Here is a 13,136-nt window from a genome sequence, read left to right as displayed (position 1 = left end):
GACCGAGGATCTCATGAGCCGCGTCACCATCATTACCGTTGCCTATAATTCATCCAAGATCCTGCCGGGGTTGTTGGCCTCCCTGCCTGAGGACGTGCGCTGCATCGTGGTGGACAACGGATCGGCAGATACCGATGCGACCCGCTGGCTTGCAGAAACCCATGGCGCGGAACTGGTGGTCTCTGAGACGAATATCGGCTTCGGGCGAGGGTGCAATCTGGGCGCTGCACACTCCAACAGTGAGTTCCTGTTTTTCGTGAACCCTGATGCCAGTCTGGCCCCCGGCGCCATTCAGGTGCTTTTGGCGGCGGCAGAGGCCCATCCTGAGGCCAGCGCCTTCAACCCCCGCCTACGCGAGGGGGATGGCAGGCTCGCGTTCAAGCGCCGCAGCAAGCTGCTCCCGAAATCCCACTGGTTGCCACGCGCCGCCGCGGAGGCAGATTGCGAGCTTCCAGTTCTGTCAGGCGCCGCCATATTTGTGCGCCGCGCGGCATTTGAAACCATCGGCGGGTTCGACCCGAAGATCTTTCTGTTTCACGAAGATGATGACCTCAGCCTGAGATTGGCGCGGGACTGTGGCCCCTTGCGTTTGGTCACCGGCGCTGAGGTGACACATCTCTTTGGAGAGTCCACCGTGCGCTCTCCCCGTACCGCTGCGCTCAAGGCCTGGTACATGGGACAGTCGCGGGTCTATGCGGCCCGCAAACACGGCCTGCCTGGGGCATATGCCCGCGCGCTTTCAGATGCGCTGTTGCAGCTTTCGTCACCGTTGACGCTCCTGTCGAAGCGCAAACGCGCGAAACATTGGGCCTATCTTCGCGGCGTGCTCGCGGCTTACCAGCAAAACACCGCCAACCTACCCCTGCCCTGGGGCTGACCACGCAGTTGTCGCCTCCTCGGCAACACGCTATGAATTGCGCCTCTCTTCTGGCCGCCCGTTATCCTACTTTGTCTCTGGTGAACTGATGTCGCTGTCCCTGTGGAAAATCCAACGTGAACTGATACGGCCTTTCAAACAATTGAGCCGTTTGCCACCACGTCTCGGCAGTCTGTTCTTCGCGCAACCGTACTATGATCACATTCTGGCGTGTAAAAAGCGCACCCATATCGGCACCGCTCCACAAACCAACAAGGTCGCAATCTACCTTATTTTCCCGCAAACCGGCGTTCTGGCCTCGCACAAAGTGGCGCTGCGCTATCTGATCGACAATGGCTATAGCCCGGTGGTTGTGTCGAACCTACCGCTATCTGACACCGATAGGGACGAGTTGACTGCACTGTCATCGCGTATCATCGAGCGTCCGAACTTCGGCTATGATTTTGGCGGGTATCGAGATGGGGTGCTTGAGGTCATCAACGAGTTCAAATCTGTTGAACGGCTTGTCTTGTTGAACGACTCCGCCTGGTTCCCGCTCCCGAACTCTGGTGATTGGCTGCATGAGGCCGAAGCGCTGAAACTGGATTTCGTCGGTGCGGCCAGCAACTATGGCCATGAACGCGTCGATCTCGAAGACTACAGGCAAATCCGCTGGAGCTATAGTTGCGATCACCGCAACTTTCACTATTGCTCATTTGCGCTGATGATCTCTGAAAACGTTCTGAAGTCACCGGCCTTCCGACGCTTCTGGCGCAAATTCCCGCTGACGAACAACAAGACGGTGACCGTTCGTCGGGGCGAGATCGGGTTGAGCAGCTGGATTATCTCACATGGGTTCAGTCATGGCAGTACGCTGGATATTTCGGACCTCGACACGGAGCTGGCCGGCCTCTCGGACACGGAATTGACGGCCGTCGCCCGCGACACCATCATTCCCGAAATGCCGCGCGCCAAGGCGTTGAGAGAGGATCTCATGTCCCGTACGGCCACACGGGAAGAATTGATCGGTTTCATCCTGACGGCCGTCGCCCGTCAAGGGATCAGCTACACCCAGCCGCGCCTGATGCATCAAAGCCGTGGTTTCGCGTTTCTGAAGAAATCGCCGATCTGGCTGGACGAAGACGCCTCCGATCTGACGCTGCGCTTTGTTCGCGATCTGGACGGCCCGTTTGGTGACACGATCCGAGACGAAGCCCTGAACCTGAGACAAACCCGCGGCAAAGCTTTTGCTGCCTCAGCCGACGCGGCATAACGCGGCAAGATCGGTCACCGCACGCAGCACACGGTGACCGATTGAGATTTTACTCCGGCGCCTTTGTCTTGCGCAGGTAGGGGAAGATCGTCTCGAACTCGCCGAATTTCGCTTTTGCATCCTCATTGGACACCGACGGTGGGATGATGACATCTTCGCCCGGCACCCAGTTAGCCGGGGTGGCAACACCCTTGGCGGAGATCTGCAAACCGTCCAACGCCCGCAAAATTTCCGCGAAGTTGCGGCCCACAGTCATCGGATAGGTCATGGACAGCTTCAGCTGCTTGTCCGGACCGATGATGAAGACGGACCGCACGGTTGCGCTGTCGGCGGGGGTACGGCCATCAGGCAGATAGGCCTCGGCGGGCAGCATGTCGAAGGCCTTGGACACCGCAAGACCCTCATCCGCAATGATCGGGAAACCGGCTTCGGACTTGCCGTAGCTCTCGATGTCGCTCTTCCACTTGCGGTGGTCCTCGGCGCTATCGACAGAGACACCGATGACCTTGGTGTTGCGCTCCGCCCACTCCGTGCTCAGTTGCGCCACTGCAGAAAACTCTGTGGTGCAAACCGGAGTAAAGTCCTTGGGGTGAGAGAACAGAATGGCCCAGCTGTCGCCTATCCAATCATGAAAAGTAATGGTGCCCTGATCGGTTTCTGCCGTGAAGTTCGGCACTACGTCATTAATACGCAAACCCATTTGAGTGCTCCTCCTGTATCAAGTCGCGTGAATCGCTGCGCCAAACCTACTCCGTTTCTGTCCGGGTGAAAGCATATTGCCCATTCACGTCCGTTTTTGTCGCAGGTCACCAAATCTTCCGCAGCAAATGCAAGTTCAATACGCTGACGAAACACGGTTTCATGAGGCACTAGATCTGACGCCGGAATTTGATCAAAAATCCGACTTGTAGAGAGCTGCGGTCACTGACACACTGCCCGCAACGCGCCGAAGACCGGCCAGATTCCATACCTGATAGGGGAGCTGAAACATGCTTGAGAAACGTGATTTTTACATCAATGGTCAGTGGGTTTCCCCCTCTGCAGCCAACGACTGTGCCGTCATAGACCCATCCACAGAAGAAGCCTGCACGGTGATCTCTCTGGGCGCACAGGCCGACACGGATGCTGCCGTTGCTGCTGCGAAGGCAGCATTGCCCGGCTGGATGGCGACCCCTCCTGCTGAACGTATCGCGCTCGTTGAGAAGCTGATCGAGGTCTATAACACTCGTACCGAAGAGCTTGCGCAATCCATGTCCACGGAGATGGGCGCGCCGATCGATCTGTCCCGCAGCGGCCAGGTCGGCGCGGGCAGCTGGCACCTCGATGGGTTTGTGAAAGCGGCGAAAAACTTCGAGTTCGAACGCCCCCTTGGCGATCATGCCCCCAACGACCGGATCATTTACGAAGCGGTCGGCGTGACGGCCCTGATCACGCCGTGGAACTGGCCGATGAACCAGATCACGCTGAAGTTTGGCGCCGCGGCAATCGCGGGCTGCACCATGGTACTGAAACCGTCCGAACAAAGCCCGCTGAACGCGATGATCTTTGCCGAGATGGTCCATGAGGCGGGCTTCCCTGCCGGTGTGTTCAACCTTGTGAACGGCGATGGTGCGGGCGTTGGCACGCAGCTGTCGTCGCACCCGGATGTGGATATGGTGTCCTTCACCGGCTCCACCCGCGCGGGCACCGCGATCTCCAAAGCGGCCGCTGACACGCTGAAGAAGGTGCATCTGGAGCTTGGTGGCAAAGGTGCGAACCTCGTGTTTGAGGACGCCGATGAGAAGGCCGTGAAACGTGGTGTGCTGCATATGATGCAGAACACCGGCCAGAGCTGTAACGCACCCTCGCGGATGCTGGTCCAGAAGGGCATCTATGATCGTGTGGTCGAAGAAGCCGCCACAGTCGCCAACAAGGTCGAGGTCGGCCCCGCCTCGCAGGAAGGCCGCCATATCGGTCCCGTCGTCAATGAACTGCAGTGGACCAAGATCCAGGACCTGATCCAACAGGGCATTGATGAGGGCGCACGTCTGGTGGCAGGCGGAACCGGTCGCCCGGATGGGTTGAACAAAGGGTACTACGTGAAGCCCACGGTCTTTGCTGATGTGAACAACCAGATGACCATCGCGCGCGAAGAGATCTTTGGCCCGGTGATGGCGATCATCCCGTTCGAGACCGAGGAAGAAGCGGTCGAGATCGCCAATGATACGCCTTATGGCCTGACCAACTACGTCCAGACGCAGGACGGCGCGCGCGCCAACCGTCTGGCGCGGGCTCTGCGCTCCGGCATGGTGGAAATGAACGGCAAATCCCGCAGCGCCGGTGCGCCCTTTGGCGGCATGAAGCAATCCGGCAATGGTCGCGAAGGCGGCGTTTGGGGGCTTGAGGACTTCCTCGAGGTGAAGGCCGTTGGCGGCTGGACGCCAGAAGCCTGATCCCACACGAAGATTGACATCAGGAACCGCCCTTCGTGGCGGTTCTTTTCTTGCCGTGGTGCAGTCATCAGCAGGGCGTCTTTAAACGTTCATCAAAACTTGCAAGACTTTGAGCACCGGTACAGCGTTTTAGCACCGTGGATTGAGCCCAGCCCTGCGCCAGGCTTGCCTCAGTGAGGAGGTGCGCAATGGATTTTAGCGATGCTCTGGGCGTGGATCTGTCTGCCGACCAGCCGGCGGAGACAATTATCCGATCAGTGGCCGGTGCCGAGGCACCCGTGGTCACCGCACTCGTTGCAGTCCCCGACCCCGCGCTGATCTGCGAAAAACTGCTACGGTTGCAACGGTACTGCAGCATTGTTCCTCGCCTTGAGATTGCCGAGGTGACCACGCAGGCCATCACCCTGGCAGCGGGGCCACACGGCGAACCACCGGACCTGAAATGCGCCGCAATTCTGCAGGGGGTTCTGGAACGGGCGGGGTTCAAATTTGTTTCGGCCCAAGGGCGGAAAATCCGGTGGAAGAATGCCCCGGGCATTCCCACGCCGCCTCCCTGCGAATCTGCGCAACTGACGGATCATCTGGTTCAATTGATCGCCTCGGACCTTTCACGTGCCTGGCGCATCGAGGACGCAGCCCTGCATCTTGGCCTCTCCACTCGCAGCCTGCAGCGCTATTTGCACGCCGAAGGGGGAACATTTTCGATCACCTTGCGACAGGCGCGAACGGACCGGGCAGCCGCACTTTTGCGGACCAGCAGCCTGAGCCTCGCGGAAGTTGGATTTTACTGTGGCTATGCAGATCAGGCGCATTTTCAGCGCGAGTTTCACAGACAGATCGGCACGACGCCGCGCAAGTACCGGATCAAACAGCACGCCCAAAGGCGTGTCGATTAGAATGGGGCTTTGCTACGGAACTTGTGAGAGGCGCCACCTTCGGGATGTTTGAGCCGCAGCTCCTCCGAGTGCAGCATCATACGTGAATGCTCTCTCGCCGCACCGCTGGCATAGAGCGGATCCCCGAGGATTGGGTGACCAAGTGACAACGTATGAACCCGCAACTGATGCGACCGGCCGGTTTTGGGGGACAAGCGCACACGGGTTTCGTTTTCGCCGTAGCTGACGACCTTCCACTCCGTCTCCGCCGGTTTGCCGGTCTCAGCGCAGACTTTTTGCAGCGGACGGTTGGGCCAATCCACGATCAGCGGTAGATTCACCGTCCCGCTGCGCGGTTCAAGATGTCCAACCAGACGCGCGACGTAGGTTTTCTTCGTCATGCGCTTTTCAAACTGCAGGCCAAGATGCCGTTGCGCATGCGGTGTCATCGCAAAAACCATCACCCCTGAGGTATCACGGTCCAAACGATGTACCAAAAGCGCCTCCGGAAAGGCGGCCTGAATGCGGGAGATCAGGCAATCGGCCAGATGCTCTCCCTTGCCGGGCACGGAAAGCAGGCCCGCAGGTTTGTTCACCACAAGCAACTGCGAGTCGTGATGCAGAACATCAAGCGGGTCGCTCGGCGGGCAATATACGCTGGATACGGTCATGAGCCGCTGCCTAGCTGTGATCGGCGTGCCAAGCAAGCATCAGTCTGCGCGGGCCTCAGGCCTCACGCGCGGGTGCCGCCTCGGTCAGGGCCGCGCGCCCCTTGCGCCGCATCTCCCGCAGCAGAGAGACCGAATAGATCACCAGCGCCACCCAGATCAGCGGGAAGGCCACCATGCGGGCACCACCGAAGGGCTCCTTGAACACAAAGACCGCGACGAGAAAGATCATCGTCGGCGCAATATACTGCAAAATTGCGATGGAGGAGAGCTTCAGCAGCTTGGCGCCATTGGCATAGATGATCAGCGGCACCGCCGTGACCACACCGCAGCCCAGCAGCAGCAGCGTGTCGAACTGCACGGAGGCAAAATGGCTCTGCCCGGTGGCAGTCAGATAGCCGATGTAGCCCAGCGCCGGAATGGTGAGGATCAGCACCTCCAGCAGGAAGCCCTGATTGGGACCGATGGGCAGGGACTTCTTGAAAAAGGCATAAAAGCCCCAGGATACAGTCAGTCCCAGCGCCGCCAGCGGCAACCGCCCAGTTTCCACGGTCAGGATGATCACCGCAAGGCTGGCGAGGCCAACCGCAACCCACTGCGCCCGAGTGAGGCGTTCACCGAGCAGAAGCGCGCCCAGCGCAATCGAGAACAGCGGGTTGATGTAATACCCCAGCGCCGCCTCCAGCGCGTAGCCCGCCCCGACGGACCAGACATAGATGCCCCAGTTCACCGAAACGAACGCCGCGGTGACGCAGCCCATGGCCAACACGCGTGGGCTGCGCAAGGCGGCCTTCAGATCCGACAGACGGCCCAGCATGATCAGCAGGATACCGGCGATCGGCACCGACCAGATCACCCGATGGGCGACCACCTCGGTGGGGGGGATATGCGCCAGCAGCTTCATGTAGAGCGGAAGGAAGCCCCAGAGGATATAGGCCGTCAGCGCAAAGGCGAGGCCCTGGGGCGTATCCACGTTTTCTGGTTTGCTGCTCATCGCCGGGCCTCCTCCCCAATCCGAATCGACCGTCCGGCAACGTGCCGTCAACGACTTAACAAACAAAAGAAAACCGCAGCGCCGCCATAAATATGGGCGCTGCGGTCGTGTCGACGTAGCAGATGTATCAGGCTTTTACACGCTCCGACTTGGGGTCATACAGCGGTTTGAGAGAGATCTCTGCCCGCACCCTCGTGCCGCAGACATCAATCTCGTAGGTGGAGGCCAGCACATCCGCCGCGGCCTCACCTTTGCACGGCACATAGCCAAGGCCGATCGCCGCACCAAGGGTATGACCGTAGTTGCCCGACGACAGGTAGCCCACGCAGTCCCCGTCCCGCAGGATCGGCTCGTTGTGAAACAGCAGGGGCTCCGGATCGGTCAGGCGGAATTGCAGCAGACGATTGTGCGGTCCGCTCTCCTTGCGTTCGGCCACGGCAGCACGACCGATGAAATCGCAGCCCTTGTCGAGTTTCACCGCAAAGCCGAGTCCCGCATCCACCACGTGATCCTCGCAGGTGATGTCATGGCCGAAATGGCGAAAACCCTTCTCGATCCGGCAACTGTCCATCATATGCATGCCGCAGAGTTTCAGGTCGAGGTCCTGCCCGGCCTGCCACAGGGTCTCGAACACATGACCGGCCACGTCGGAAGAGACATAGACCTCCCAGCCCAGCTCTCCCACATAGGTAACCCGATGGACGCGGGCGAGGCCCATGCCGATCTCGATCTCCTGCGCGGTGCCAAAGGGGTTCACGGCGTTGGAAAAGTCATTGGGCGAGACCTTCTGCAGCAGCGCGCGTGCATTGGGCCCCATCACCGCCAGCACGCCCTCGCCCGCCGTGACATCGGTGATGACCACGTTGAAGGCACCGCGGTGGCGCATCATCCAGGTCTGATCCGCCAGCCGCGTCGCAGCGGGCGTGACCACAAGATAGGCCGTCTCAGACAGGCGGGTGACGGTCACATCCGCCTCGATCCCACCAGTGCGGTTGAGGAATTGGGTATAGACGATCTTGCCCACAGGCACCGAATAGTCTCCACCGCCGATGTAGTTCAGGAAGGCCTCCGCATCCGGCCCCTCGACGCGGATCTTACCAAAGGAGGACATGTCGTACATGCCGACATTCTCGCGCACGGCACGATGTTCTTCGGCAGAGTTCTCAAACCAGTTCTGGCGCTTCCAGCTGTATTTATAATCCTTGTCCTGTCCCGGCGCGGCAAACCAGTTGGCGCGTTCCCAGCCCGCCAACTCGCCAAAGACCGCGCCCTGTTCTTTCAGCTGATGATGGAAGGGCGTGCGGCGCACCCCACGCGCGCTGGCCTTCTGGCGATAGGGGAAATGGTCCGCATACAAGAGCCCCAGTGTTTCCTTGGAGCGTTCAAACAGATAGTGCCTGTTGCCCTGGAAAGGCTGCATTCGGGAGATGTCCACGTCGCCGAGGTCAAAGGGCTTCTCGCCCGCCTCCATCCACTGCGCCAGCGCCATTCCAGCACCACCTGCAGATTGAATACCGATGGAGTTGAAGCCGGCGGCGACCCAGACATTGTCCATCTCCGGCGCGAGGCCGAGGTGATAGGCATCATCGGGCGTGAAGCTCTCCGGCCCGTTGAAGAAGGTATGAATGCCTGCCTCGACCAGCATCGGCATGCGGTTCACGGCGGCCTCAAGGATTGGTTCGAAGTGATCGAAATCCTCCGGCAGCTGGTCAAACTCAAAACTTTCGGGGATGCCCGTCATGGCCCAGGGTTTGGCGTTGGGCTCAAAAGCGCCAAGCAGGATCTTGCCCGCGTCCTCCTTGTAGTAGGCGCATTCATCCGGCACCCGCAGCACCGGCATCTGGGTCAGGCCCGCAATGGCTTCGGTCACGATGTAGAAATGTTCGCAGGCATGCAGCGGCACATTGGTGCCCGCCATGCGGCCCACTTCATGCCCCCACATGCCAGCACAATTCACCACCATATCGCATGCGATGTGGCCCTGCTGCTGCCCGTCATCGGAGTGCCAGTCCACCCCGGTGACACGGCGGCCCTCCCGCTGAATACCGCTGACCTTGACGCGTTCTTGAATGATCGCGCCGCGTTGCCGCGCGCCCTTGGCCAGCGCCAGTGCGATATTGGCCGGGTCGCCCTGCCCGTCCCTGGGCAACCAGACCCCGGCGGTGACATCCTCGATATTCAGGTGATCGTATCTGGCCTTGACCTCATCGGGCGAAATTTCCTCCACCTCTACCCCGAAGGCCCGCGCCATGGCGGCCTGACGGAATATCTCCTCGCGGCGCTCCTCGGTGAGGGCGACTGTGATCGAGCCGCAGCGTTTGAACCCGGTGGCAACCCCGGTTTCCGCTTCCAGCGCGCCGTAAAGCTCCTGACTGTATTTGGCGAGCTTGGTCATATTGGCAGTGGCGCGCAGCTGCGCGATGAGGCCTGCGGCGTGCCATGTGGTGCCGGAGGTGAGCTGTTTACGCTCCAGCAGCACCACATCCTGCCAGCCCAGCTTGGTCAGGTGATAGGCGACAGAGCAGCCCACGACGCCGCCACCGATAATGACAACACGAGCCTGTTGCGGAAGTTGGTTCATTGGTCTGCTCCTTTCCGTTCGGAAATCGTATCTGGGGCGTGCCACCGCGAGCGGGGCGCCGCCTCTTGCCACGAGGTCGCAGGGCCGCAGGTCAGACGAGGCGATGCCCTGCGGCCCTGAGGCGTCGGGCCAGCTCGGCGATGTGGTCGGGACCCACCTCGCAACAGCCGCCGACAATTGTGGCGCCCGCCGCAACCCATTCCATTGCATGATCGGCATAGTCCTGCGGACCAAGATCAACCCGTCGGCTGAGGGCGTCGACGGTGGGCGCGTCCTGCAGAAATCCTTCGGCGATGCCGTCAAAGCCATTGGCAAAGGCCCCAAAGGGCAGATCGGAGGTCTTGAGAATCGCAAGCGCCGGCAGGATGGCCTCCGGGCGAGAACAATTGATCAGCACCGCGGCGACCTCATAAGTCTGAAGCAACGGCAGAACATCCGACAGCGGCTCGCCCGAACGCAAGCGCGTGCCATCCTCATCCATCACGCTGAAGGCCATCCAGACGGGTTTGCCCAGATCAGAGATGCCGCGCAGGATCCCTTCTGCCTCCTGCACCGACGACACCGTTTCGGGCAGAAGCAGGTCGACGTGCGGCGCCATGTATCGGGCGATTTCCCGAAAGGCGGCTGCCGCGACCTCCGGGTCGGGCTTCAGATCAGGCCGATAGGACGCATAGAGCGGCCCCAGCGCCCCGGCCAGACGCACCCCCGGATACGCGGACTGCGCCGCTTTGGCCTGTGTCAGCGCCGCATCGAGCAGAGGAAGCAGTTGCTCTTGCTCGCCGATCCGCGCCAGCCGCGACCTGTGCACGGCGTAGGTGTTTGTGGTCGCCACCGTTGCCCCCGCGGCGAAATAGTCGCGATGGAGCGTGCCCACCAGATCGGGCGCCTCCATCATCACGGCGGTGGACCAGAGCGGCGTGGCCTTTGCCCCTCTGCGGCGAACCAGCTCCTGCCCGATGGAGCCATCCAGAAGCGTAATCTCGTTCATGCGCGCAGCCTTTCGTTGTGAGGATCCCAAAGGGGTTGGTCGGGCCGTACGGTGGCGCGGTGCTTGCGGCCGTAGATCTCCACCTCCAGCTCGGTGCCGGGCGTGGCAAGATCGGCGCGGACCATGCCCAGCGCGATGGAGGCCTCCACCCGGTAGCCCCAGTCGCCGGAGGTGGTTTCGCCGACGATCTCGCCCTCCTTCCAGAGACAGGACATATAGGGCGCGTCGGCCTCGCCTGCCTCGACCACCAACGTGACAAAGCGTTTCTGCGCCCCCTGCTGCAGCTCCTGCCGGAGTGCCGCCTTGCCGGGGAAGTCCTGCGGCTTGTCGAGTTTCACGAACCGGTCCAGCCCAGCTTCAAGCAGACTGTAGTCTGTCGAGAGATCACCCTTCCACGCACGGTAGCCTTTCTCGATCCGCAGGGCATTCAGCGCATACATGCCGAATGGCTTGGCGCCCGCCTCTCGGATCGCGGCGTAGATCGCAGGCATATGGTCGTTCAGCGCGTGGATCTCCCAGCCAAGCTCTCCTGCGAAGGAGACACGGACCAGATGGGCGGGGTGGCCTGCCACCGTGGCGGCCTGATGGCTGAGCCAGCCCAGTGAAAGATCGGCGTCGGTGAGCGGCGCAAGGATTTCGCGCGATTTCGGACCGGTGACGATCAGCGTGTCGCGACAGGTGCTGAGATCCTCCACCGTGACACCGGCGGGCATGGCGGCGCGCAGAATGTCCCGGTCGTGCCATTGGGCCGAAGCGGCGGTGATCATCGTGAACTCTTCCTCGCCGCTGCGCAGGCAGGACATTTCCGTCAGGATACGCCCCCGGCTGTCAGCGATATAGACGAGGTTCATCCGGTCCACCTTGGGCAGGCCGCCGGCGATGAGGCCGCGCAGGGCCTCTGCCGCGCCATCACCAGAGACTGCAAACCGCGAAAACCCCGGCAGGTCCAGCACGCCGCAGTGGTCGCGCACCGCCTCGCATTCCTCGCGGATGCGCTGCTGCCACGGGCCAGCGCGGCCCCAGGTATGGGTGGCCTTTTTCGATGTGTCATCGCCCGGCTGTGCAAACCAATTGGCGCGCTCCCAACCGTTGTAGGCGCCCATCTGGCCACCCTGCGCGATGACCTGCTCATGCACCGGCGAGAGTTTCTTGTTCCGCCCGGCGGGCCATTCGTGACGGGGGAAGTGCATGGCGTATTCGTTGCCGTAGACCTCCATCCCCTTTTTCACGCAGTAGTCGTGATCGGTGTAATCGGTGAACCGACGCGGATCGCAGGACCACATGTCCCATTCGGTCTGCCCGTCGACAATCCATTCCGCCAGCACCTTACCCGCGCCGCCGCCCTGGGCGATGCCGAAGGTGAACACACAGGCCTCAAAGGCATTCTTCACACCGGGCATGGGGCCAAGCAATGGCAACCCGTCCGGCGCGTAGGGAATGGGGCCGTTGATGACGCGCGACACGCCGGAGGTGGCCATCAGCGGCACCCGCTCCATGGCGTCGGTGACGATATCCTCGATCCGGTCGAGGTCATCCGACCAGAGCTGGAAGGAGAAATCCTCCGGCATCGGATCGCTGTCCGTGTCCCAATGCGCGCGGCAGTTGGGCTCGTAGGGGCCAAGGTTGTAGCCGTGTTTTTCCTGCCGCAGATAGTAGGATACATCCACATCGCGCAAGAGCGGCAGCTTGCGTCCGGTTTCCTTTGACCAGGCCTCGATATCGGGGATTTCCTCGGTCAGCAGGTACTGGTGGCTCATCACCATCATCGGCACGCTGCGCCCGCCATAGGGCTTGAACCACTCCCCCACGCGCTGCGCATAATATCCGGCGGCATTGACCACGTAGTCGCAGGCAATATCGCCCTTGTCGGTGTGCACGACCCAGCCGTCGTCGGTCTGGGTGACACCGGTGGCGGGGCAGAAGCGGATGATCCGCTGCCCCAAGTCGCGCGCCCCCTTGGCCAGCGCCTGGGTCAGCTGCGCCGGGTCGATGTCGCCATCGTTGGGATCATAGAGGGCCCCGGTCAGGTCGTGGGTCTCGATGAAGGGATAAAGCTCCTTCACCTCCTCTGGCGTCAGGATCTTGATATCCATGCCCTGATAGCGCCCCATCGCGGCGGCGCGCTCGAACTCCTGCATGCGCTCGGCGGAATGCGCCAGCCTGATGGATCCGGTCTGATGGTAGTTCATCGGATAGTCGACCTCGTCGCCGAGGCGGGCATAAAGCTCCGTCGAGTAGCGCTGCATGTTCATGATCGACCAAGAGGTCGAGAAGGTCGGCACATTGCCCGCCGCATGCCAGGTAGATCCCGCCGTCAGCTCGTTCTTTTCCAGCAGGACACAATCGGTCCAGCCTTTCAGGGCCAGATGATACAGCGCGGAGCAGCCGACAACGCCGCCCCCGATGATGACCACGCGGGCCCCTGTTGGAAAATCAGACATGGTCGGCTCCCTGTTGACGTATATCTCG

Annotated in this window: 10 protein-coding genes; 4 read left to right on the top strand and 6 right to left on the bottom strand. The window is 61.2% G+C overall.

Going from position 1 to position 13,136, the window contains the following annotated elements; genetic code table 11:
* Nucleotides 1-13: 13 nt before the first annotated feature.
* Both R0J92_RS14220 and R0J92_RS14215 read left to right on the top strand, forming a co-directional pair.
* Nucleotides 14-877, top strand: a complete 864-nt coding sequence (locus tag R0J92_RS14220; RefSeq protein ID WP_411052122.1) for a glycosyltransferase family 2 protein — start codon at nt 14-16, stop codon at nt 875-877.
* A 151-nt stretch (nt 878-1,028) separates the two neighbouring features.
* On the top strand, nt 1,029-2,129 hold the full coding sequence (locus R0J92_RS14215; protein WP_411052121.1) for a rhamnan synthesis F family protein: 1,101 nt from the start codon (nt 1,029-1,031) through the stop codon (nt 2,127-2,129).
* A 49-nt stretch (nt 2,130-2,178) separates the two neighbouring features.
* Here the strand turns inward: R0J92_RS14215 and R0J92_RS14210 are convergent, their stop codons facing one another.
* Nucleotides 2,179-2,829, bottom strand: coding sequence for a peroxiredoxin (locus R0J92_RS14210; RefSeq protein WP_106162653.1), 651 nt, complete (start codon nt 2,827-2,829; stop codon nt 2,179-2,181).
* A 289-nt stretch (nt 2,830-3,118) separates the two neighbouring features.
* On the opposite strand from R0J92_RS14210, the gene R0J92_RS14205 reads away from it, so the two are divergent.
* Together R0J92_RS14205 and R0J92_RS14200 are read left to right on the top strand one after the other, a co-directional pair.
* On the top strand, nt 3,119-4,561 hold the full coding sequence (locus tag R0J92_RS14205; protein ID WP_411052120.1) for an aldehyde dehydrogenase family protein: 1,443 nt from the start codon (nt 3,119-3,121) through the stop codon (nt 4,559-4,561).
* A gap of 188 nt (nt 4,562-4,749) precedes the next feature.
* Nucleotides 4,750-5,457, top strand: coding sequence for a helix-turn-helix transcriptional regulator (locus tag R0J92_RS14200; protein ID WP_411052119.1), 708 nt, complete (start codon nt 4,750-4,752; stop codon nt 5,455-5,457).
* On the opposite strand, the gene R0J92_RS14195 is transcribed toward R0J92_RS14200, so the two are convergent.
* The 5 genes from R0J92_RS14195 to R0J92_RS14175 form a co-directional block, all read right to left on the bottom strand.
* Nucleotides 5,454-6,107, bottom strand: a complete 654-nt coding sequence (locus R0J92_RS14195; protein WP_411052118.1) for an RluA family pseudouridine synthase — start codon at nt 6,105-6,107, stop codon at nt 5,454-5,456. The genes R0J92_RS14200 and R0J92_RS14195 overlap by 4 nt on opposite strands.
* A 55-nt stretch (nt 6,108-6,162) precedes the next feature.
* Nucleotides 6,163-7,098, bottom strand: a complete 936-nt coding sequence (rarD, locus tag R0J92_RS14190) for an EamA family transporter RarD (protein WP_411052117.1) — start codon at nt 7,096-7,098, stop codon at nt 6,163-6,165.
* Between the two features lie 127 nt (nt 7,099-7,225).
* The gene (locus tag R0J92_RS14185) at nt 7,226-9,679 is read right to left on the bottom strand and encodes a GcvT family protein (protein ID WP_411052116.1); all 2,454 of its coding nucleotides are present in this window, start codon (nt 9,677-9,679) and stop codon (nt 7,226-7,228) included.
* 91 nt (nt 9,680-9,770) lie between these two features.
* Nucleotides 9,771-10,667: a homocysteine S-methyltransferase family protein gene (locus R0J92_RS14180; RefSeq protein ID WP_411052115.1), complete on the bottom strand. Its 897-nt coding sequence runs from the start codon at nt 10,665-10,667 to the stop codon at nt 9,771-9,773.
* Entirely contained in the window at nt 10,664-13,108 is a 2,445-nt protein-coding gene (locus tag R0J92_RS14175) for a GcvT family protein (RefSeq protein ID WP_411052114.1), read from the bottom strand. Before R0J92_RS14175 ends, R0J92_RS14180 begins: the two co-directional genes overlap by 4 nt.
* Nucleotides 13,109-13,136 lie beyond the last annotated feature (28 nt).

Source organism: Tritonibacter sp. SIMBA_163 (genome assembly GCF_046535935.1).
GTDB classification, from domain to species: domain Bacteria; phylum Pseudomonadota; class Alphaproteobacteria; order Rhodobacterales; family Rhodobacteraceae; genus Epibacterium; species Epibacterium scottomollicae.
The sequence above is the reverse complement of the archived record's forward strand: the minus strand, read 5'-3'. Positions and strand labels throughout refer to the sequence as shown.

Excerpts from the sequence above, each read along its gene's own strand:
- rarD (WP_411052117.1), bottom strand. The coding sequence starts at position 7,098 with ATGAGCAGCAAACCAGAAAACGTGGATACGCCCCAGGGCCTCGCCTTT.
- R0J92_RS14180 (WP_411052115.1), bottom strand. The coding sequence starts at position 10,667 with ATGAACGAGATTACGCTTCTGGATGGCTCCATCGGGCAGGAGCTGGTT.
- R0J92_RS14195 (WP_411052118.1), bottom strand. The coding sequence starts at position 6,107 with ATGACCGTATCCAGCGTATATTGCCCGCCGAGCGACCCGCTTGATGTT.
- R0J92_RS14205 (WP_411052120.1), top strand. The coding sequence starts at position 3,119 with ATGCTTGAGAAACGTGATTTTTACATCAATGGTCAGTGGGTTTCCCCC.
- R0J92_RS14175 (WP_411052114.1), bottom strand. The coding sequence starts at position 13,108 with ATGTCTGATTTTCCAACAGGGGCCCGCGTGGTCATCATCGGGGGCGGC.
- R0J92_RS14210 (WP_106162653.1), bottom strand. The coding sequence starts at position 2,829 with ATGGGTTTGCGTATTAATGACGTAGTGCCGAACTTCACGGCAGAAACC.
- R0J92_RS14185 (WP_411052116.1), bottom strand. The coding sequence starts at position 9,679 with ATGAACCAACTTCCGCAACAGGCTCGTGTTGTCATTATCGGTGGCGGC.
- R0J92_RS14200 (WP_411052119.1), top strand. The coding sequence starts at position 4,750 with ATGGATTTTAGCGATGCTCTGGGCGTGGATCTGTCTGCCGACCAGCCG.
- R0J92_RS14220 (WP_411052122.1), top strand. The coding sequence starts at position 14 with ATGAGCCGCGTCACCATCATTACCGTTGCCTATAATTCATCCAAGATC.